Origin of the sequence: Enterococcus sp. DIV0756, from assembly GCF_051710745.1 — a bacterium.
Classification (GTDB): Bacteria; Bacillota; Bacilli; order Lactobacillales; family Enterococcaceae; genus Enterococcus_A.
Genome location: NZ_JBIOLF010000002.1, coordinates 1,183,626 through 1,204,163 on the forward strand (window position 1 = coordinate 1,183,626; position 20,538 = coordinate 1,204,163).

20 protein-coding genes and 2 pseudogenes are annotated in these 20,538 nt (G+C 39.9%); 20 read left to right on the forward strand and 2 right to left on the reverse strand.

Annotation, left to right across the window (positions count from 1 at the left end; genetic code table 11):
• Positions 1 to 96: 96 nt before the first annotated feature.
• From IGI44_RS21985 to IGI44_RS22000, 4 genes are all read left to right on the forward strand, one after another.
• Complete coding sequence (locus IGI44_RS21985) at positions 97 to 1,599, forward strand: helix-turn-helix domain-containing protein (protein WP_438790044.1); 1,503 nt, start codon at positions 97 to 99, stop codon at positions 1,597 to 1,599.
• Between the two features lie 233 nt (positions 1,600 to 1,832).
• Positions 1,833 to 2,324, forward strand: a complete 492-nt coding sequence (locus IGI44_RS21990) for an isochorismatase family cysteine hydrolase (protein WP_438790045.1) — start codon at positions 1,833 to 1,835, stop codon at positions 2,322 to 2,324.
• Positions 2,325 to 2,529: 205 nt separating this feature from the next.
• A complete protein-coding gene (locus IGI44_RS21995; protein ID WP_438790046.1) occupies positions 2,530 to 3,111 on the forward strand; it encodes a hypothetical protein in 582 nt (193 codons plus the stop codon).
• A 63-nt stretch (positions 3,112 to 3,174) separates the two neighbouring features.
• Positions 3,175 to 3,753: a hypothetical protein gene (locus IGI44_RS22000; protein ID WP_438790047.1), complete on the forward strand. Its 579-nt coding sequence runs from the start codon at positions 3,175 to 3,177 to the stop codon at positions 3,751 to 3,753.
• A gap of 116 nt (positions 3,754 to 3,869) precedes the next feature.
• Here IGI44_RS22000 and IGI44_RS22005 read toward each other — a convergent pair whose 3' ends face one another.
• Positions 3,870 to 5,732 (reverse strand): sigma 54-interacting transcriptional regulator, encoded by a 1,863-nt coding sequence (locus tag IGI44_RS22005; RefSeq protein ID WP_438790048.1) that lies wholly within the window; start codon positions 5,730 to 5,732, stop codon positions 3,870 to 3,872.
• Positions 5,733 to 5,927: 195 nt separating this feature from the next.
• On the opposite strand from IGI44_RS22005, the gene IGI44_RS22010 reads away from it, so the two are divergent.
• The 16 genes and pseudogenes from IGI44_RS22010 (at position 5,928) to IGI44_RS22085 (ending at position 19,487) form a co-directional block, all read left to right on the forward strand.
• The gene (locus IGI44_RS22010; RefSeq protein ID WP_438790049.1) at positions 5,928 to 6,899 is read left to right on the forward strand and encodes a hydroxyacid dehydrogenase; all 972 of its coding nucleotides are present in this window, start codon (positions 5,928 to 5,930) and stop codon (positions 6,897 to 6,899) included.
• A 150-nt stretch (positions 6,900 to 7,049) separates the two neighbouring features.
• Entirely contained in the window at positions 7,050 to 8,399 is a 1,350-nt protein-coding gene (locus tag IGI44_RS22015; RefSeq protein ID WP_438790050.1) for a TRAP transporter large permease subunit, read from the forward strand.
• A 16-nt stretch (positions 8,400 to 8,415) separates the two neighbouring features.
• Positions 8,416 to 8,655 carry a hypothetical protein gene (locus IGI44_RS22020; protein WP_438790051.1) on the forward strand — a complete coding sequence of 80 codons (240 nt, stop codon included), beginning with the start codon at positions 8,416 to 8,418 and terminating at the stop codon, positions 8,653 to 8,655.
• 66 nt (positions 8,656 to 8,721) lie between these two features.
• Positions 8,722 to 9,420 carry an RraA family protein gene (locus IGI44_RS22025; RefSeq protein WP_438790052.1) on the forward strand — a complete coding sequence of 233 codons (699 nt, stop codon included), beginning with the start codon at positions 8,722 to 8,724 and terminating at the stop codon, positions 9,418 to 9,420.
• 96 nt (positions 9,421 to 9,516) lie between these two features.
• A complete protein-coding gene (locus IGI44_RS22030) occupies positions 9,517 to 10,863 on the forward strand; it encodes a TRAP transporter large permease subunit (RefSeq protein WP_438790053.1) in 1,347 nt (448 codons plus the stop codon).
• 12 nt (positions 10,864 to 10,875) lie between these two features.
• Positions 10,876 to 11,115, forward strand: coding sequence for a hypothetical protein (locus tag IGI44_RS22035; RefSeq protein WP_438790054.1), 240 nt, complete (start codon positions 10,876 to 10,878; stop codon positions 11,113 to 11,115).
• Positions 11,096 to 11,695: a hypothetical protein gene (locus IGI44_RS22040; protein ID WP_438790055.1), complete on the forward strand. Its 600-nt coding sequence runs from the start codon at positions 11,096 to 11,098 to the stop codon at positions 11,693 to 11,695. The genes IGI44_RS22035 and IGI44_RS22040 overlap by 20 nt, the downstream gene beginning before the upstream one ends.
• Before the next feature lie 345 nt (positions 11,696 to 12,040).
• On the forward strand, positions 12,041 to 13,069 hold the full coding sequence (locus IGI44_RS22045) for a Gfo/Idh/MocA family oxidoreductase (RefSeq protein WP_438790056.1): 1,029 nt from the start codon (positions 12,041 to 12,043) through the stop codon (positions 13,067 to 13,069).
• The gene (locus IGI44_RS22050) at positions 13,066 to 14,070 is read left to right on the forward strand and encodes a Gfo/Idh/MocA family protein (protein WP_438790057.1); all 1,005 of its coding nucleotides are present in this window, start codon (positions 13,066 to 13,068) and stop codon (positions 14,068 to 14,070) included. The genes IGI44_RS22045 and IGI44_RS22050 overlap by 4 nt, the downstream gene beginning before the upstream one ends.
• A 90-nt stretch (positions 14,071 to 14,160) precedes the next feature.
• Positions 14,161 to 15,498 carry a PTS sugar transporter subunit IIC gene (locus IGI44_RS22055; RefSeq protein WP_438790058.1) on the forward strand — a complete coding sequence of 446 codons (1,338 nt, stop codon included), beginning with the start codon at positions 14,161 to 14,163 and terminating at the stop codon, positions 15,496 to 15,498.
• Positions 15,499 to 15,672: 174 nt separating this feature from the next.
• Positions 15,673 to 16,461 carry a MurR/RpiR family transcriptional regulator gene (locus IGI44_RS22060; protein WP_438790059.1) on the forward strand — a complete coding sequence of 263 codons (789 nt, stop codon included), beginning with the start codon at positions 15,673 to 15,675 and terminating at the stop codon, positions 16,459 to 16,461.
• Positions 16,462 to 16,497: 36 nt separating this feature from the next.
• Positions 16,498 to 16,818, forward strand: coding sequence for a PTS sugar transporter subunit IIB (locus IGI44_RS22065; protein ID WP_438790060.1), 321 nt, complete (start codon positions 16,498 to 16,500; stop codon positions 16,816 to 16,818).
• Between the two features lie 30 nt (positions 16,819 to 16,848).
• Positions 16,849 to 17,132 (forward strand): annotated as a pseudogene (locus IGI44_RS22070) (PTS lactose/cellobiose transporter subunit IIA).
• A 579-nt stretch (positions 17,133 to 17,711) separates the two neighbouring features.
• Positions 17,712 to 18,113, forward strand: a complete 402-nt coding sequence (locus IGI44_RS22075) for a MerR family transcriptional regulator (protein ID WP_438790061.1) — start codon at positions 17,712 to 17,714, stop codon at positions 18,111 to 18,113.
• Between the two features lie 32 nt (positions 18,114 to 18,145).
• Positions 18,146 to 18,844 carry a flavodoxin gene (locus IGI44_RS22080; protein WP_438790062.1) on the forward strand — a complete coding sequence of 233 codons (699 nt, stop codon included), beginning with the start codon at positions 18,146 to 18,148 and terminating at the stop codon, positions 18,842 to 18,844.
• 82 nt (positions 18,845 to 18,926) lie between these two features.
• Positions 18,927 to 19,487, forward strand: a pseudogene (locus IGI44_RS22085) (histidine phosphatase family protein).
• Between the two features lie 51 nt (positions 19,488 to 19,538).
• Here the strand turns inward: IGI44_RS22085 and IGI44_RS22090 are convergent.
• Positions 19,539 to 20,408, reverse strand: a complete 870-nt coding sequence (locus IGI44_RS22090) for a MurR/RpiR family transcriptional regulator (protein ID WP_438790063.1) — start codon at positions 20,406 to 20,408, stop codon at positions 19,539 to 19,541.
• Positions 20,409 to 20,538 lie beyond the last annotated feature (130 nt).

The window sequence follows — 20,538 nt, forward strand, 5'->3', positions numbered from 1 at the left end:
CGGTTTTTTTGTCTAAAACACCAGAGTTAATTAGTTGTATTTGATAAAAAAAGATGTTATATTCTTAAATTCATAAAGAACAAAGGAGGCTTTCTCGTGCTAGATTCTTTTATTAAGGGACAAGATCAGCTCGTACAAAAGTTTTTTACCTATTGTTATCGATCCTACAACTCTGTCTTCAGTTATAAAGAATTAACGGACGAATTGGGTATTTCATACTCGATGCTAAAACAGGTTTTGGATCAGATAGAAACGATTCAGCAAGATTACCCCGAATTTTCGATCGACCGAGAAAATAAGGAAGTCATCATAAAGTTTTCTGAGCGCTTTTTGTTAAATAAAATTCAAGTGGACCTAACTAAATCGACACTTCCTTTTATTATTTGGGATGCGATTTTCCATCAAAAGTTTAAATCACTGGAAGCCTTCAGTCAAAGTCAGTATCTTAGTCGCCGGACGGTCCAGCGCCAAATTGGAGAGTTCAGCCCCATTTTGGCACAATATCAGATTGGCTTAAATTTAAAAAAGAACGGCTATCTAGTAGGTGATGAATTCCGTATTCGTTATTTTTTTCATAGTTTTTATTGGCATATTTATGACGAGATTGATAGTAATCGTCCTCCGATTGTTCAAAAAAGTGCCACTGAAGCCTACCAAAGCTTAACGGAGTATTTTCCTTTTCTCAGACATGCGGATAAAGAACGATTTATCAATTTTTTAGCCGTTTCAGTCACGCGGATCAAACAAGGCTATGTCATCAAAACAATCCCAGAAACGGTCAAAAAGTTTTTTAATCCTTTTATGTCCAGAGAACTCTTTGAACAAAAAATACTAATTCCTTTTTTCGAAGCCAACTTGCTTTATGAAAAGGATTTATCTAGCGATGAGTTCTTGTACATTTATTATATGTTTACAGTAGGACAGAGCTATTCTCAAGAAACGATGCAGCAGATTCAATTACAATCGCCTGGCTTTTTGAGCGATTATCGGCGTTTGATTGATGATTGGATTCTTCAGATAGAGGAACATCTACAGTATCGTTTTGGTCAAGATGAGAAACGATTTTTGTTTATAAACTCTACGTATATTTTTTCTTTTCTGTTAACCTTTGGCTTGGGTAAACAAATCGATTCTTTTGGGGATTATATGACGATTTCTGAAATTGAGGATCAATATCTTTATCTCTTTGATCTCCTAGAAAGGATCGCTCATAACGTAGATACGTCAAATGAAGAATGGGTAAAAACGCTTAATTCAAATTCCTTTAAATACTATGTCTCACAACTGTTGTATCACGTCCTAATGGATCGGGATCTGCCAATTCGAGTAGCTATCGAATCTAAGGGAAGAGGGCTAGAGGAACAGCTGCAAAAACAAAAGCTGGTTCGAATCAGCCCGCGGCCGATTATTATTGTTGGCATTCGTCAAAACCCAGATGTAGTGATTTCTGATTACGCGATTGATTTGACGCGATATTTTCCTCGTGAGCTGCCGTACCTTTTTCAATGGGGGGAAAAACAGTACCTGTCTGATTGGATTCGGGTAGTGACCTTTATTAATAAGGTGCGGGATCAAAAATACAAAGCTATGCTGCCGTAAAAGAATGTGATTCATAAGAACCCGTCAATTGGTGAAAACTGATTGCCGGGTTCTTTTCATTTGAAAAGTTCGTTATCTTACACTCTAAAGTGTAAGCGGCGAGTGACGATAAGCCGAATAGTGTTCATCCAGAATCATTTACGTTAAGCTTGTATATGAGAAGATGTTGCCAAAAAGGTGATCAATAGTTGGCAGATCAAACAAGTTGTCTAAGTGACAGGAGGGAGATAGCTATGTTAGTGATTGTGGATATGCAAAATCGTATTTTGGATCCTGAGGATAAAAATTATGTTACAGGTGCGGCGCGCATCATACCAGCTATTCAACAACGTTTAAAAAAAGCGCGCGAGTCTGGTGAACTGGTTCTTTTTACTCGAGATATTCCGATCGAACACAAAGATGAATCTGAAGAGTTAAGACAATTGCAGATAGTAAGAGAGCTTGCACCTCTGCCAGAGGAATATGTATTTAAGAAGAACTATTTTGCGTTAGAACCGGAGCAATTGATCGAGATTCGTGAGTTAACTGAAGCAAGAAAAGAAGAGAAAAAGCGCATCGAAGTGGTTGGTGTCGAGTTAAGTTTGTGTGTGTTGGCGAATATTTTGGCATTACAAGGTGCCTTACCTGAAGCAGATTTCTTTATTGATCAACAATTGGTTGCAGGCAACCAATTAAATGAAGCAACCGTTCGTTTGTTGCCAGCCTTTAACATTGAATCTAATTAGTTCAGAGCGTTAGCCTCATTGAAGGGGTTAGCGTTTTTTTATCCTATTTAAAACCCCTCTATTATCTGAAAAAGAGCAGAAACGTTATCAATTGATTTAAATTTTAAATTAAAAAAGGTTTTTTATAACTAAATGTTCACTAGTCAATCATCCGCGTTCCTTTTATACTAATAATTAAAGTGAGAGTACTCCAGGGGATGAAAAAGTGATGATTAACTATCAAAAGCATACGCTGCATTATGGGGATTATCGGATCGGTCGGGTGATCTGGATCACAGATTTAAAGGGCGAGACAAATGTGAAGCTCCATTTATTGGATCAAAAAGGGAATCTGCTTTATCGGATAACGGGAAGTTCCAATGAAAGCGCTTCAGATATTGTTTATGAGCACATCAGTCAAGAGCAGATTGCTGATATCCAAAGAATTTTAAGCCAAACGGACCCTTTTTTTAATTGGTATGATGATTTAGTTGGGACGTTAGGGTATTTTGGCAGAGAATTGGCAAAGATAAAAGCCATTAGAAGACTCAGTAAAACAGAAGAAAACATCATGGTTGAATATGAACTTTTTTCAAGCAAGGAAGAACGTGACACGATTCATAATTTAGAATGTTTTGAAATAGGAGAAATAGATCAGGCGCAGACAGAAAGAAGGATGCTTTTCAAACTTATCGCACATGAAGAGATGGATGTGATTAATGTCAAGTATTATGAAGCAGGCGAGGTCAGCGTCTATCGACTAGTATGTAACGAACGTACTGTCAGCCGCGAGAATGAAAACGATTAATTGTACGTTGCTAGGAGATAGATGGTATAGTACATGAAGAGAATCTTTATGGGAGATAGACAGATGAAAATAAACTATTTAAAGAACACACAATCTTTTGGGGATTATCAGGCGAGCCAAGTGGTTTGGATTCACACATCGAAGGATCATTTAGTGCTTAAGTTTGCTATTTTGAATAAAGCAGGAAGTCTGGTTTATAGAATTACCGATCAGCCTGATGGCGAGGAGTATAAAGTTTCTGAGAATAGTTTGACTGAGGCAGAGATAAAAACGATTAATCATTTAGTGACTCAAAACTATCGCGATTTTGAGTGGGATATTGATGATGAGGAAGATCTTGCTGACTTGCTGGGCTTCTTTGGTGAAAATCTGGCAAGGCGCCACTGTATAGAACAAGAAAGTAAGAAAAAACCAGAGGTCGTAGTTGATTATATTTTTGACTCGAGTGAAGCAATAAATTACGAAGAACTTAGTCAAATAGTCTACTTTAAAAAAGGTGTGACAGAGGATGAAATAATTGAGGACTACTTACTGCCAGAACTGATGGAGCGAGAGGGATTGGACATAATCCATATGCATATTGCAGAAGATGGGGTCGTTAACAGTTATTTAGTGACCGTTCAGGACTATGAAATAGACTAAACATTTTGCGAGGAAGCTTGTAGCTGCAGTTTTTCCGCAGACATTGCATATTCATGAATAGGAGCTGATCTGAAAGTCTATTGGACTTTTAGATCAGCTCCGTTTGTTTAGCACGATTAAACAAGTTCGTACTTTTTCATTTTTCGCCATAAGGTGGCGGTACTGATGTTTAACGCCTGTGCGGTATCCTTGCGATTTCCAAAATGGTCACGCAAAGTCTCCTCAATCAGTTCTTTCTCCGTTTGAGGGGCTCTCATTTTTGAGGCGACTGCTCTGTTTTGAGTGGCCTGAAATTCCTGCTGGCAAATCGCGACGACTGTATTATACGTGATTTCAGAATAATCCGTCATCACTACACAGCGTTCGATCAGGTTGATCAACTGGCGAATGTTTCCGAAATAGTCAAATTGCTTGAAATGCTCTAGACTTTTCGTTTGGATCGTTAGTTCTGGGTAATGCTGCGTAAGGTAATGGGAAATAATGAGGGGAATATCTTCTTTACGATCGGAAAGTGCCGGTAATTTCAATTCTAAAACAGCTAGACGGTAAAAAAGGTCATTTCTGAATTTCCCTTCAAAGGACAGCCGCTGCAAGTCCTTGTTCGTCGCGCTGATGATTCGAACATCGACGGGAATAACCTTTTCACCACCGACCCGCACGATTTCCTTTTCCTGTAACACTCGTAGCAGCTTGGCTTGAACTTCTAAATTAATCTCTCCAATCTCATCTAAAAAAACGGTCCCATGATGAGCCATTTCAAAAATCCCCATTTTCCCTTCAGTATTAGCGCCGGTGAAGGCTCCTTTTTCGTATCCGAAAAGTTCACTTTCCAGTACAGAGGAGGACAAAGCCGCACAGTTGATCGCAATGAAAGGGCCATCCCTTCGTGCACTATGGTTATGAATACTTTGCGCAAATAATTCTTTACCCGTTCCCGTTTCCCCTAATATTAAGATGCTGTTCTCTGATTTGGCGATTCGTTTGGCCCATTCAACGGCTTGCTTCATTTGATTGCTGTTTCCAATGATGTCATTAAATTGTTTGTGAGCGACATGGCCTTTTGTATAAAGCTGTTTTCGAACCGTATTTTCAGAAGAAATAATCTTATTTGCACTCGTCAAATGAACCACCGCACCGTAGATGGCATTATCAGAAGTCAAGGGAATCATGGAGAAAACAAATTGCTCTGTCTTGATTTCGATCAACTTATTTTCAATTTGATTCCCGCTTTGAAAAACGCTGGAATAATTCTCGTCGGTCAAGATTAAGTCGGTTAGCGTCGCAAGGGGGATGCGTTTTAAAACTTTTTTTGCTCGTGAATTAATATAAGAGATGCTTCGATCGTGATCAAAGGCAAAAACGGCCTCATCAGCCACATTCAAAATGGTCTGAATAAATTGATAATTTCGATTTCTTTCTGCTTGTACGGCTAATAGATGACAAGCCTCTTCTAAAGCCTCAATCAAAGAGGGGGGGCTGATTTCTAGCATCACATGCTTGGCTCCGAGAAATTCACAAGCATTTTTAGTATTCAAGCCACCAACAAAGGTATCTATTCCCTGTGACAAGCCGTCTTTGACCAATTCTACAAGGTCATCATCAGATTGTATTTCAAGTGGAAGAAAGTGCTCGCCAGAAGTATCTTGAAAGGTTTTGATCATTCGAAAAATAGACCCATAGCCAATAATTGCGATATTTGCAGACTGTTTTTTGGCCTGCTGATACGCTTTTAAGATCTCTTCATAGCAGCAGCGAACTTCGATCACAGGAATGTCATATTTGTTTTTCAAGCGATCATAGTTCTGTCCGCGGGCGATAAATAGCTTGGCACCTTTATTGTGATAATATTCTCCTAATTCTTCCGCTTTCTTTCCAACCGCTTCCGTAACGATAAACCCCTTATATTTTGGATTGTTCTCCACGAGGTAGGTCACTTCACGAGTGAAATTTTTTTGTCCAGAAAAAATGACGGTGTCCAATCCTCCAACTCCTTTCAAAACATTTCATTTATTTCAACGGATGAAATGTTTTCTTTCATGTTGCCAGTATAGCATAAATTCTCCTGTTAAAGAAAGCGCTTTATAAAAGCTTTTTGTTTTTTTGAAAAAGTTGGCATAGCGGTTGCATATAAGAAAGTGTAAGACTTACAAAACAACTTTGGAGGACTGGAAACGATGGGATACAAAATTTTATTACCACAGGAAATCATGCAAGAAGGACGCGAGTATTTAGAGAGCCGGGGGTATGAATTAATTGACGGTTCAGGGAAAGAAGAAGAGGATATCATCCGTGACATCGGAGATATGGATGGCATCATTGTTCGCTTATCTCAAATGTCTAAGGAAGTTTTCGAAGCAGCACCAAAGCTGAAAGTGGTTGCACGACATGGAGCAGGCTATGACACGGTCGATTTAGAGGCGGCAAAGGAACATGGCGTAATGGTTTGTAACGCCCCTGTTGCAAATAGCATGTCAGTAGCTGAATTAGCTGTTTTCTATATGTTGTATTGTTCACGGAATTTTAAAAAGGTACAAAAGCACTTTGTAGATGATTATTATTATGCGAAATTGCGGTTACCAAAGGTGGAACTAGATGGTAAAACATTAGGCCTAATCGGCGTGGGTAATATTGGTTCGCGGGTGGCAAAAAAAGCGCTGCATGGGTTCAACATGCGAGTGATCGCCTACGATCCATACAAAACACAAGCGGAGGTGCCTGAAGGTGTCGAATTGACCGACGATTTTGATCGCATTTTTAAAGAAAGTGATTTTGTTTCACTTCACTGTCCGGCGAATCAAGAAACGACCGGTTTTGTTGGAAAGGAACAATTGTCGTTGATGAAACCGACAGCTTACTTCATTAATACAGCTCGTGGCAAGATTGTGGTGGAAGAAGAGCTCTATGACATCATGAAGGCTGAAAAAATCGCAGGCGCTGCTTTAGACGTGATGCAAAGTGAACCTGTTGATCCAAAAAATCCACTGCTTTATTTGGATAATGTTGTTGTGGCACCGCACATTGGCGCAGCAACAAAAGAAGCCACAGATCGGGCATCCCTGCATTGTGCGATGAGTGTTCATGAAGTTTTAAGTGGGGAAAAACCAACTTGGCCAGTTCCTGAGATGAAAGAAGCAATTCTAAATTAGACACTATTGGAGGTTGTGACAGAAGTGGTCAGCTTCAAGAAATAAGAAGGAATTTCCGAAAATTGTTTCTCAAATTTTTGTGAAATTTCGGCTTATTTCCGAAGAAGCTACTTCTGGAACACCATTTATTCAGAAATTGGAGGGTTATTTATGGGTATTGGAATACTTTCACTGATCGTTTTTATTGGCGTTATTCTAATCTGGTTTTTAATTGTGAAACGCTCGATCGGAGAATCAATGTTTTTAGGTTTTGTGGCAATTTGTGCAATGGGTGGTAAGGATGCGTTTGTTTTATTCTATGAAGGCTTGAAGTATGCGGCCACTTACGAAGTATTGTACGCCGCGCTGGCCTTTGTAGTAATGGCATATATTTTTGATTTATCGGGTGTGCTAGAAGGTCTTATAAATATTTTGAATTCATTGTTAGGACGGATTCCTGGCGGAGCAGCTTTTATGGATGTGATCGCTTCAGGCGCACTTGGTCTAATTTCAGGTTCTACAACAGGAAATGTGGCCGCCCGGGGAGTTTTCACGATTCCATGGATGAAGAAAACCGGCTTTGATGATGAACTCGCGACGACAATCGCCGCAGGAAATGCCGGCATGGCTGTTGGATTTCCACCGAATGCTTCGATGTTCATTTTGTTAGGGTTGGCCCCAATTGCTGCTCAGGTATCAGAGGGTCAGTTGTACATGGCGATGCTGATTGCCGGAACCTATCAAATCCTTTGGCGCTTTCTAATTGTGGGTTTCTTTATTAAGAAAAATAAAATCAAGGGTGTAACAGAAAATATTCGTCCAATTAAAGAAACGTTAAAAGAGGGCTGGCCATCACTCTTTGTGTTCTTAGGTGCAGCAATTCCTATTCTTTTAACGATGAGTCCAATTGCGGTATTCCTTGGTTCGGAAAACATGGTTGGTCCAGAAGGGATGGATACTATTTCTTTGATCACTTGGATGCCCATTGTTATTAGCGCTATCTGTATTGTGTTGGGCTGGAAGAATTTTCCTAAGAATGGTAAAGGCTGGATCAAAATCGCTGAGAGCTCCATCACGAAGTTCTCATCCATCGGAGCGGTTTTATTGTTTGCCTTTGCGGCAAGTAATGTATTAGGACTGTTAGGTATGGGTGAAGAGCTGACTGCATTCTTAGGTTCATTATCGATCGCTCCTTGGTTAATGATCATGATCGTTGGTGCCATCGTGGTGCTAGTCGCATGTCCGCTATCTTCTACCGCAACATTGACCGTCGTTGGTTTGGTCGCTTATTCTGCCCTGACTTCAGTCGGCGTGAATCCAGTGATCGCAGTTGCTGCGGTGCTAGCTTGGGCTTCTACAGAGGGCGAATCAATGCCGACCTCAGGAGGAATCTATGTAGCTGCCGGAATTGCCGAGTCGAACCCGGCTAAATCCTTTGTCCCATTATTTGTTTACTATGTCATTCCAGTAATGGCTATCGGATGGATGATGTGTTGGGGCTGGCTGCCGTTACCAGTATAGAAAGTGAGGGGATGAAATGAAAGAATTAGTGAAAAAGCTATTTACGCTGTTTGTCGTAATCTTTATGATCGGCGGCACACTTTTGGTTGTCGCTCAGCTATTGGGAATGATTCTGAGAAATGGGCAGCTGATGATTCATGCGACGAATTATATAGGTGTGCCAACGTTTGTCTGCTCGGCGATCGCAGGTGTACTAGGATTTATTTACAGCTATTTTCCGAAAGAAGCAGAGACTGAAAAATCTGAAGCGAAATAAAAAACCAAAATGTTAAAAAAACACATTTGTTATTAAGAAATCGTTTACAATAAAGGAGAAGAAGAAATGACTATTGGAAATCGCGTTTATCTAAAAAGAAACTTACCGGAAAAAGAATTAGTAGAAAGATTCAGCAAATTACCGGCTGCTAATGTGGCGGATTGCATGTCTCGCGTGTTTGCCTTAAACCCTGAAATCAAATTGATGTCCTCGCCAGAAAAAAGAATGTGCGGCGTCGCGTTAACAGTGAAAGCCCGGGCAGGGGATAATTTGATGCTCCATCAAGCGTTGAACATGGCGCAAGAAGGAGATGTCATTATTCTTTCAAATGAAGGGGATCGCTCTCGAGCGTTAATGGGGGAGATCATGTACAAATATTTAGCTGATTTTAAAAAGGTTGCCGGCATCGTGATTGATGGGCCTATCCGTGATATTGATGTTCTTGCGAATGAAAAATGTCCAATTTATGCAACTGGAACGACACCGGGTGGACCATTTAAGGAAGGACCAGGCGAAGTCAATACACCAATCGCTATTGGCGGCATTCCCGTTCTTCCAGGAGACATCATTTTAGGCGATCCGGATGGCATCATCGTCATTCCTAAAAAGGATGCGGAAGACCTGATTGAAAAAGCAGAAGCGAATGCGGAAGCAGACAGTGCTAAAGTGAAAAAAGCATCAACAGGATCAGCGGATCGTTCTTGGGTGGACCGAACGCTGGAAGGGAAAAATGTCGAATTTATCGACGCAGAATACAACGGTTAATTTGGATCAGCTGAAACACGATCGCGTGTTTCAGCAATTCTTTTTCAGCATACCTGTCTGCCAAGTGGGTATACATAATTAGACGGAGGACTCAACATGGGAAACGCTACGCTTGCACTAATCATTTATATTTTGTTGATCATTGTTTGGGCAACGATCGTTAAGCGAAACATGGCAGAAGGTATGCTGCTAGGTTTTATTGTCGTGGCAATGTTCGGCGGCAGTGAATTCTTTGATTACTTAAGAATAGGCTTTTTGAGCGCTTTGTCTAATGAGGTACTATTTGCCTCATTAGCGTTTGTCTTAATGAGCTATTTAATTAAGGAATCTGGGCTTTTAAAAGGTATTTTAGAAATTTTTCAGTCTCTGCTGGGAAGGTTGCGGGGTGGGCCAGCTTTTGTCAATATTGGACTTTCAGCCATTCTTGGGATGTTATCCGGTTCAAATTCAGCGAATACAGCGACTTCTGGCACCTTTACCGCACAATGGATGATTGAAACGGGCTGGAAAAGAGAAACAGCGGCTACCCTATTAGCAGGAAATGGCGGTTTGGGTGCGGGATTTCCTCCAAGCGCCTCGATGTTTATTATGCTGGGATTTTCTGAAATCAGCGGCTTAATCACAGAAGGCCAGTTGTATATCGGACTTTTCGTTTCTGGGATCTATCAAGTGATTTATCGAATTTTCTTAGTATTATATCTAATGCGGAAAGAGAACATTTCGGTCGATTGTTCCGAACACCATTTGACCTTGCGTGAAGCACTAAAGAAATATTGGACCTCTTTATTGGTTTTTCTAGGAGCAATTATTCCGATTGTGATTACAATCGGACCTGTTCGAAAGTTTTATAATAATCGGGGAATGGAGGAGGCATTAGCCAATATTTCTTTATTAACATGGATTCCAATTTTGATGATTTCAATCATTGTAGTTTTAGGAAGAAAAGAGTTAAAGCAAAATATTCCGAATGCGTCTCATTTAGTCAAAACGCTTTTTCCACATTATAAGAATATCGGCGGTATTTTGTTATTTGCTTTTGCAGCGAGTGAACTATTTGCCCAGTTAAATTTGGCGACAGAACTAGTTTCAGTGTTTAATCATTTGAATTTTGCCAAACCGATTATGGTATTGCTCGTGGGACTCTTGGTTGTATTAGTAGCAGGGCCATTGTCCTCTACAGCAACTTTAACTTCTATCGGATTAATTGCCTTTAGTGCCTTACTCAGCGTTGGGGTTCCAGCTTTGCAGGCCGTTGTGGCGATTCTTGTTTTCGCTTCAACAGAAGGCGCTTCTCCGCCGGCATCAGGCTCCATTTTCATTGCCGCAGGACTGACGGAAAGCCGACCAGAAGACACTTTCTATACGCTGATCAAATTTTTTGTCATACCAATTACTTTATTAGGATGGTTGATTGCGATGGGGTTCTTACCACTGTTCATTTAAAGGAGAGTAGAAATGAAAAAATTTATGGAGTACCTCATAATCATGGGCTTTGTGGTATTTTTTATTGGCGGATTGATTCTCGTTTGTATCCAAATCGTAGGGCTAATCGGCTTTAATCAGGCATTGGTCGTCGCAGCCAGAAAGTATTTTTCTTGGATTTTTCCGTTGACCGGTTTGACCGGGTTGTTGTGTTGGCTTTACTCGTATTTAAAAGAAGGTGAGGAACAAAAGCATGAAGATCTTAGCAATTGATGCAAGTAAATATGGGGTGAAGTGGGCGCTGTTTCAGCTTCCTCAAGGAGATGAGTTAGCTTCTGGTCTCGTTGAGGTCAATGGCGAAAAAGAAAGCTATCGAAGATTTCATTGGTGGACATTAAATGATACAAAGAGAGTTAAGGTTGCTGATCATGAAAAAGCTGTCCAACTCATTTTAGCAGAATTACTAAGCTTTTCAGTAATTGATTCCCTAGAGGACATTGACAGTATCGGCCACCGCGTAGTCGCTGGCGGCGAGTACGTTAAAGAATCTGCGATTGTTCCGAGAGAAAAAAAGGCCAAAGCTGCTAGACTAGGAACATATACCTTAATGAATAATTTTACTCAATTCAAAATTATCCAAATTTTTCAGCAATTATTGCCGCAAAAGCTTAATGTAGCGGTCTTCGATCACGCTATTTACCGAAAAAAACAAGTCGCCAGTTATTCTAGCTCACACAACCAAGTTCCTATAAATAGACAACCGTTTGTCCATACGTTGAATAGCTTTATTCCTGATGGAAGAATGATTGCGGAGGATGTTTATGAAATGGTTGGGGAGAAAGTGCGTGTTTAAGGGATAGTTAATAAAGAGAGCTTTTTTAGTAGTTATCTCACATGGGCGGTTAAAACACTTAAGTCAATAGGAAAATCCTAAAACTCTAATGATCATTATTACGATCATTAGAGTTTTTTTGTGTAGAGAAAAATGACTCATCCTGACAGTAATCAAAAGACAGTGAAAGCGTATTTCATAAAAATGCTTCAAAACTGAAAGCTATATCCTATTTTGGCGTTAACCATCGAAATGGACAAAAACAGCTGATATGGTTGAACTGTACCAAACAGCTGATGGTTCGTATTAGATTGTTTCTGCAGGAGTACTAACGTTTGAAAAACAGTTGAAATGGGAGGAACGTTTATGTTAGTCATTGCCTATATTGGTTTTGGTAATAGTGTATGTCAATATCACTTACCATATGTAGAGTCACGAAAACAAAGAATGAAAGTGAAATATATTTATCGTAGAGAAGAAGATCGTGTGGGTGACTTTGAGCGAGAGAGCTGGTATCCTACAATACACTTTACTTCTTCAATTGAAGAGGTAATGCTGGATCCAGAAGTCAACTTGATTGTAGTTAATACACCGGATCAGTTTCATGTCGCCTATACTAAAATGGCTTTAGAAAGTGGCAAAAATGTGCTGACAGAAAAGCCTTTTGCTATGACTAGCGTTGAAGCCAAAGAGGTTTTCGCTCTTGCCAAAGAAAAGGGACTCTTAGCGATGGCCAATCAAAATCGCCGCTTTGATACAGATATGCGAACTGTGCGAAAAGTCATCGAGTCAGGGGTCTTGGGTGAGCTGATCGAAGTTGAATCCCACTATGATTACTATCGTCCACAAATTGCAAAACATAAAGGAATGGGTGTTCTTTACGGATTGGCGGTTCATCCTGTTGATCAGATCATTGGAGAATTTGGTGTTCCTGATAGACTTGTATACGATGTTCGGAGTATCGATAATCCGGGTATTTCAGATGATTATTACGATATCGACTTTTTCTATCCAAGTGGCTTAAAAGTGATTGTAAAAACAAGTTATTATGTAAAGCTCGATTATCCAAGCTTTATTATTCACGGCAGAAAAGGCAGCTTTTTGATGCCGTCCTTAGGTCATAATTCTTCTAAAGCAAAACCAAATGGTCCTTATCCATTGCCGAAAGAAGAATACCCTGAAGAACTATGGGGAACGCTGTCGTATATAGATGAAGAAGGTCAAGAGGTAACTATGAAGGTTCCGGTTGAAAAAGGGGACTATGGACTTATCTATGATAATATCCTTGCTGTCTTAGCCGGCAATGCTGAAAAAATGGTCAAGGACGAAGAAGTTGTTGCTGTATTAGAAATTATTGAAGCAGCGATGACTGTCGCGAAGGAGGCAAAAGTATGAAGGTAGGCATATTAGGAGCCGGAATGATCGTCCAGGATTTGCTGAGTTTTGCGGCTGAAGTCTCTGATATGGAGTTACAAGCAATTTGCGCAACACCTGCTGAAAAAGTGATTATCCAGAAATTGGCAGAAGAAAATGGAATTAAGAAGTGTTTCACGAATTATGATCAAATGCTAAAGGATCCAGACATTGATACAATCTATATTGGCGTTCCAAATCATCTTCATTATACTTTTACGAAGCGCTCGTTATTGGCAGATAAACACGTGATTTGTGAAAAGCCATTTACTTCAAATGATATAGAAGCAGTCGAATTGGCTGAGTTAGCGAAGGAACGAGGCTTGATTGTCTTAGAAGCAGTATCTACCCGCTTTTTACCGAATGTTTTAAAGATTAAAGAGCTATTACCGACTTTAGGGGAAATCAAGATCGTTTCTGCTAATTATTCACAATATTCCTCTCGCTATGATGCTTTCAAGCAAGGAGTAGTCCAGCCTGCCTTTGATCCAGAAAAATCCGGCGGTGCATTGATGGACCTGAATATCTACAATATTAATCTAATGGTCACACTGTTTGGCTTACCAGATAAGGTAAATTATCAAGCGAACATCCAAAAAGGGATCGACACTTCTGGTATTTTGGATTTGGATTATGAAAAGTTTAAAGCAGTCTGTATTGCTGCGAAGGATTGTAAAGCACCGATTGTTACGTCGATTCAGGGAGACAGGGGCTGTATCGTGATAGAAGATTCCGCCAATGTCGTTGCAAAGTTCAAAGTATTGATGAATGATTCGTTAGGCGAAAAGGTATATGAACTGAATCAGGACAAGCATCGGATGTATCATGAATTTGTTTCTTTTTGCGACATTATCGACCATCACAAAGTAAATGAAGTGGAAAAACTGATGAACATTTCTTTAGATACTATGAAAATCCAGACACAAGCGCGAAGAACGGCGAATGTAATCTTTCCAGCTGATGTCAGTGTGAGTAAAGGATAAGTTTGTATGACATACGTAGTTAAATGGGGGATTGCGAAAAGAGTAAAACGTAATCCCTGAGTTCAACTACCAAAATAGGAGGGACAAAAAATGGATAAACAGAAAAAAAGTATAATGGATCGAGTAATGGACTTTACCACAAAAATTTCTGGACCACTAGGAAGATTTGCGAATACTGATATTATTTCATCCGTTGTCTCGGGTCTCGTTTCAGCAATGCCGATTATTATGATCGGATCAATCTTTTTGATTTTGTATGTATTGGGTTCGCCAGATATTGGAACAAGCGGAAAACCGCTCATTGGCTTCTTCGCTCCTTTAGCTGGAAAATTTGCTTGGATGAACAGCTTGACGATGAATATGATGTCTTTATACTGTGCCATTTCGATTCCATACCATTATGCACAAAAGAAAAAAATGAATACGCTAACTTGCAGTATGCTGGGGTTAGCCACCTTTCTGATTTTTACGATCAATGGCTATGATGAAGCTGGTGGTATTTCGGTTGCGTCATTCAGCGCCAGCGGATTATTTGTCTGTATCGTTACGAGTATTGTTGGCGTTCAAATTTTGAAATTTTTCTTAGATCGAAATATCACGATAAAAATGCCAGATTCTGTCCCACCGAATATCGGAAATGCTTTTGGTGCCTTGTTGCCATATGCTACTGTTTTCACTTTGGCTTGGGTTGTTCGAACAATCCTTGATTTCGATATGGTTACTTGGTTGAATACCTTATTGGAGCCAATTATCACATCTTCGGATAGTCTATGGATGGCGATGCTTGTAACGTTTATTTGTCTTTTACTTTGGAGTGTTGGGCTTCATGGAGACAATATGTTTTTAGCTTTGTTTACACCTTTTGGATTGACTTGGGTTGACCAGAATGCAAGCGCTTTAGCAAGTGGGGTTTCGAATGTCGACTTACCAAATGTGTTAGCTGGACTTGGAAATACAGGTCTTATCCGATTAACCGTTTGGACTGCGGCGGTTTGGCCGCTTCTGCTTTTAATGCTTATTTCCAAGAAGAAGCAATTTCGAACGATCGGTGTCACTGCACTGGTTCCAGGGATTTTTACAATTGTTGAACCAGTGATCTACGGGTTGCCGATTGCGTTGAATCCTTACTTGATGATTCCATTCATTTTAAGCGGGACAATCTCTACTGGTGTCGGCTATCTCTTATTGTCAACAAGCTTTTTTGGTAAGTTTTATGCGGTAGTACCTTGGGCGACTCCGCCATTTCTATTAGGACCGCTAGGAACTGGGGATATCAAAACGGCACTGATCCCCTTCATTTCATTTGCTATCGGTTTAGTTATCTATCTGCCGTTCTGGAAAGTTTACAATCAAAGCCTTGATGTGATAGAACAGCAAGCAACGGAAGAGAAGACTTCGATTGAAATGGTTCAAGCGAATGAAGTATGATCACAGCTTATATCGAGCAAGCACATATAAATAAGTTCAATGAACACCTCATTTTTCTCAGACAAGGATGCTATAATTAACGAAAGTGGATCCGGTTACAAAATGTATAATCCGGATTCTACGACACTTCAACAGGTGTACGTTACGAACTATCCTAAATTGAGGAGTGAGGAAATGATTATTCAGCAATTGCAAAAGGGAACAACATTTACTCATCAGGAAAGAGCAATCGCTCAATTTATTATGAAAAATCAAGAGTCGATTTTGAACAAAACGGCGAAAGAACTGGCGGTTTTAACACTAACTAGTCCAGCAACTATCAACCGTCTGTGTAAGAAGTTGGGTTTTAACAGCTATCATGAGTTTCAATTACAATATGTCAGCGAACATGCTCAAAATAAAAAAAGCGAACGAACAAAGCTAGATGTTACGGCTTCAAATATCGAATTATCTGCAACAGTTGAAGGATTGTATCAAGAGACGGTACGTCATACACAGCAAATGATTAAAAAGGACTCTTTGAATCGGATCATCAATCGTTTGGTACATTCAAAAAGAATCGATTTTTATGCTAGTGATATGAATTATTCGCGAGCTCAAGGAATTTGTTTAAAATTAAGTAGTTTAGGAATTAATACTCAGGTTTTTAATACGTACAATGATTTTTATATCAAGACGCTGTCAGATAATGATAGCGTTGCGATTATTATTAGTCATACAGGTAAAAATCCCGTCATGGTCAATGCGGCGATGGAGTTGCGACGCAGAAATATTTATACGATCGCGCTGACTGGGAATTTGGATCGGAAGCTTGATCTGCTATGTAACGATAGTCTCTATATTTATTCTGGTACCTATGAGCTGACCTCGCTGCAATATGGTGTTTCCGTTGACTATCTGTTGGATGTTATTTTTACTTGTCTAGTTGCCCGTAAAAGAAAAGACCCTTTTGACTATGATTAACACATTAGGAAGATTTATTTAAGAAAGGAAAAGAAAATGAAAACGATTATGTTGGTTTGTGCCGCAGGGATGAGCACTAGTTTACTGGTTACGAAAATGGAAAAAGCTGCAGAAGCTCGAGGAGTGGAAGCCAAGATTTTTGCCTTGTATGCTTCTGAAGCTGATCCTGAAATCGAAAAAGGCGAGATCAACGTCATTTTATTGGGTCCGCAAGTTCGCTTCATGTTGAAACAGTTTGAAGAAAAAGCAGCAAAGATCAATGTACCGGTAGAGGTTATCAATATGCAGGACTATGGAATGATGAATGGCGAGAAGGTTTTTGCAACAGCACTTAAGTTGATAGATGGAGGAGCCTGAGGGAGGGACAACTAAAATTCAGAAGTTATCATGGTATTGATCATCCATGGCGGGAATGCTAAAAGTTATGCGATGGAAGCTATCCAATCTGCAAAAATACAGTGTTTTGGAGAAGCGGATAAAAAAATGATTTAGCAAAAGAATCTTTGGTAGAGGCTCATAATACGCAAACAAGCTTGCTGAGGGCTAAATCAGCGGGAAAGACTACTAAGATATCATTGCTGATGGTCCATAGTCAGGATCGCTTGATGATCTCTATTGCATTTACGGATTTAGCCGAAGAGATTATTGCGATTTGCAAGAAGATTAAGTGAACTTTTTGCCACATTCAAAAAGAGAAATCATTCGTATAATTTACTAGAGTTGGGGAATACACCTTCAACCTCTCCGATTTGTTTGTTGATTGATTATTTCAAAAGGAAAATCAAAGGTTATTCATTACCGAACTGTATAAGAGGTTAACTTCTGCCTAAATTAAGTTAAAGCGTGGATAAAAGTTTACTAAAAAGTGGTAGGTACATTCAATTGTATCTACTATTTTTTTACGATCTAAAATTATGTAAAGAAAAACCAAAATATCTATTGCCTTGAAGTCAACTCCAAGGTGTATGCTTGGTTCATCAGGAGGGATTGAGCGAAATCGGAAAGGCAAGTGTAAATTTATTAGCCGTAAAAAAAAACAGGATCGTTTTAGGTGAACGGCGAGAAGCGAAGTTAACGGGAGTTTGTTGATGAAATCAACGAATACGAGTCTGGGCAGATCATCAATGATTTGCTCACAGATGCATCGTGGAATGACATTATTTATTCGTTCTACGAAATAAGTACCATAAAAGAGAAGAAGCGACGGCTTGAGGTAAAATACCGATTTCAAATGAAGAAAGGGTGAAGAGATGAATATTAAAGAAGTCAGTGAGAAATACGATCTTTCCGCAGATACTTTGCGCTATTATGAACGGATCGGGGTGATCCCGCCAATTAAACGGGATAAAAGTGGTTATCGAGATTTTTCCGAAAGAGATTTAAATTGGGTATATTTTGCCAAAGTTTTACGCAATGCAGGTGTCTCGATTGAAGGCTTGATCGATTATGCCAGTCTTTCCCGTGAAGGCGACGAAACTTTGGGGGCTAGAAAAGCGATCTTGCAAGAACATTTAGACAATGCGGAAAGCAAAATCAAAGCCTTAGAAGAGGCGCGGGATTATTTAAAATATAAATTAGATAACTTTGATACCCATATGGTCAATTACGAAAAGGAAAAATTACAGATCGATAATGAGTTGAAGGAAGAGTGATGGTGTAGCCAACCTGGGAAGGTGGGGAACAAATGAAAAAAATATTTGGGATTTTAACAGCGATTTTTACAATTTCAGTGTTGTCAGCTTGCGGCAATTCGGAAAATGAGACAAAAGCTTCAAGTTCTAGTGAAAGTAAGTCAGAAAGCTCGGCTCCAGTTGCACCAGAGCCAGAGAAATTCAGGAAGTCATTAGTTGTCTATTTTTCAATGCCGGAAACAACTGATCCGGAGAACATGACCGAAGAAGAGGAAAACAGCACGGTGGTGATTAAAGGCAAAGTTCTAGGCAACACACAATACGTGGCACAAACGATTCAAGAAAGAGTCGGAGCAGCTATTTTTCGGATCGAGCCGGAAAAAGCTTACCCCACCGATCATGAAGAGTTGGTCAATCTGGCTAGTAAGGAACAGGAGGATGAGGAACGACCAGCATTGAAAGAAAAAATCGAAAATATCGATCAATACGAAACGATTTTTCTTGGCTATCCCAATTGGTGGGGCGACATGCCGATGATTCTTTACAGTTTCTTGGATGAAACGGATTTAGCCGGGAAGACGATCATTCCCTTCAATACCCATGGCGGCAGTGGTTTTTCCGACACGATCCATTCGATCAAGGAAGAAGAACCCGATGCAAACGTAATTGAAGATGGCTATTCTGTCAATCGTGATGACGCCGCCGACAGCAAAGAAGCGGTTATTGAATGGTTGAATGATTTAAAAATCTAAGAAAATCTGGTCGTTGCGAACACAGCTTGCACCGACCAGCTTTTAATGAAACGGAGCGATAAAATTGAAAACGGTCTACTTGATGCGTCATGGAGAGACGCTCTTTAATAAACAGAAAAAAATCCAAGGCTGGTGTGATTCGCCGTTAACGGAACTTGGGAAAAAACAAGCCTTGATCGCGCGGGATTTTTTTATACGAAACGGGATCGAACTGGATAGTGCTTATGCCTCCGCCTCGGAAAGAGCCTGCGATACCTTAGAGTTGGTGACGGATTTGACCTATTCGCGTATTAAAGGATTAAAGGAATGGAACTTCGGTGATTTAGAGGCAGAACATGAGTATTAGAATCCGCCGTTGCCATATGGTGATTTCTTTAAGGACTTTGGTGGTGAAGGAGAACAGGAATTTCAAGAGCGAATCGCCCAGACGATTCTAAAACTGACACAAGCGGATACAGGAAAAAATATCCTGATGGTCTCCCACGGGGCGGTCTGCGGACAATTTCTCAAAAGATGGGCGCATACCAGCAGGGTGGAACGCACAGAAAAAATCGCCAATTGCTGTATCTTCAAGTTTGTTTTTGAGAATGATCAGTTCGAACTATTGGAAATCATTAATCACGATTTCACTTTCATTAAGTAAAGCCAAAAGCGATTCTACTTAACAAACGTAAAGTAGAATCGCTTTTTTAGGTTATTTTGAATCATCGGATAAAATGCCTTTTTCAATCCATTCGTTTTTCCGTTTAAAGTCCAAAAGATTTTGTTGGAAATTTTTGGCATATAAGAGTGAGAAAAGAGTATCCAAAATGTACTCAAAGGCCACCTGGGAAGAGAACGTACTAACCTTCATAAAAGCCATTTCTTCCTGAGTGAATACGATTGATTGGGTGGCTAATGGGATTAGGTTTGAACGACTGTTGCCGGTCAATAAAATGGACGGTATGTTTTCATTTAAAAAGTGCTTCAGCATTCGCTCGTATTGTGGGACGCGTGCGCGATAAGAGATGAAAATCGCACAGTCTTTACTAGTTAGACTGGCGGCATTCCAATCCTCATCCGCATATTCGTCCGCAATAATCAAGAATTTATTGATCTTCACTAGCTTATTTTGAAAACTGCGAGCCCGAATCTGAGAATCCCCTTGAGCAAAGAGAAAGATGCGTTCGGCGTTGGCTAACAGCTCAGCTGCTTTATCTAGAATAACATCATCTAGCTGAGCATAGGTTCGTTGGACAGTATTGACGGTTAGATCCGCCATTTTTTTCGCAATTTCCTTTGTGGAATCCTGCGGCAGAAAGGGGAAATTCGCATCAACTGGCTCTGGTCGATAGATATCACTATGAGCGATCTCAGAAATTGCGACACGAAAATCGCGAAAACCATCATACCCCATTTTTTGCGCCAAACGGATCACTGATGAATGGGAAGTATAGGTATTTTTGGCTAGATCAGCAACATTGATCGCTGGAATCTCTGTCAAATTCTGTAAAATATAATCCGCGATCCGTTTTTCCGTATTGGTCAGATCTTTTTGCAGTCGTAATTTATCGATTAATAGCATGTTTTCACCTTCTTGTTTGAATGAACGAGTATTCTATTTATTCTACCGTAATTTTACGAATTTCAGAAGAACCTGTAAATTTTTTTGGATAAAATGTTCAGATTTTTGACCTGTTTGTTCGAAAGCTTGG

Excerpts from the sequence above, each read along its gene's own strand:
- IGI44_RS22020 (WP_438790051.1), top strand. The coding sequence starts at position 8,416 with ATGAAAGAATTAGTGAAAAAGCTATTTACGCTGTTTGTCGTAATCTTT.
- IGI44_RS22055 (WP_438790058.1), top strand. The coding sequence starts at position 14,161 with ATGGATAAACAGAAAAAAAGTATAATGGATCGAGTAATGGACTTTACC.
- IGI44_RS22050 (WP_438790057.1), top strand. The coding sequence starts at position 13,066 with ATGAAGGTAGGCATATTAGGAGCCGGAATGATCGTCCAGGATTTGCTG.
- IGI44_RS22015 (WP_438790050.1), top strand. The coding sequence starts at position 7,050 with ATGGGTATTGGAATACTTTCACTGATCGTTTTTATTGGCGTTATTCTA.
- IGI44_RS22045 (WP_438790056.1), top strand. The coding sequence starts at position 12,041 with ATGTTAGTCATTGCCTATATTGGTTTTGGTAATAGTGTATGTCAATAT.
- IGI44_RS22030 (WP_438790053.1), top strand. The coding sequence starts at position 9,517 with ATGGGAAACGCTACGCTTGCACTAATCATTTATATTTTGTTGATCATT.
- IGI44_RS22040 (WP_438790055.1), top strand. The coding sequence starts at position 11,096 with ATGAAGATCTTAGCAATTGATGCAAGTAAATATGGGGTGAAGTGGGCG.
- IGI44_RS22075 (WP_438790061.1), top strand. The coding sequence starts at position 17,712 with ATGAATATTAAAGAAGTCAGTGAGAAATACGATCTTTCCGCAGATACT.
- IGI44_RS22090 (WP_438790063.1), bottom strand. The coding sequence starts at position 20,408 with ATGCTATTAATCGATAAATTACGACTGCAAAAAGATCTGACCAATACG.
- IGI44_RS22065 (WP_438790060.1), top strand. The coding sequence starts at position 16,498 with ATGAAAACGATTATGTTGGTTTGTGCCGCAGGGATGAGCACTAGTTTA.
- IGI44_RS22000 (WP_438790047.1), top strand. The coding sequence starts at position 3,175 with ATGAAAATAAACTATTTAAAGAACACACAATCTTTTGGGGATTATCAG.
- IGI44_RS22010 (WP_438790049.1), top strand. The coding sequence starts at position 5,928 with ATGGGATACAAAATTTTATTACCACAGGAAATCATGCAAGAAGGACGC.
- IGI44_RS21990 (WP_438790045.1), top strand. The coding sequence starts at position 1,833 with ATGTTAGTGATTGTGGATATGCAAAATCGTATTTTGGATCCTGAGGAT.
- IGI44_RS22060 (WP_438790059.1), top strand. The coding sequence starts at position 15,673 with ATGATTATTCAGCAATTGCAAAAGGGAACAACATTTACTCATCAGGAA.
- IGI44_RS22080 (WP_438790062.1), top strand. The coding sequence starts at position 18,146 with ATGAAAAAAATATTTGGGATTTTAACAGCGATTTTTACAATTTCAGTG.
- IGI44_RS22025 (WP_438790052.1), top strand. The coding sequence starts at position 8,722 with ATGACTATTGGAAATCGCGTTTATCTAAAAAGAAACTTACCGGAAAAA.
- IGI44_RS22035 (WP_438790054.1), top strand. The coding sequence starts at position 10,876 with ATGAAAAAATTTATGGAGTACCTCATAATCATGGGCTTTGTGGTATTT.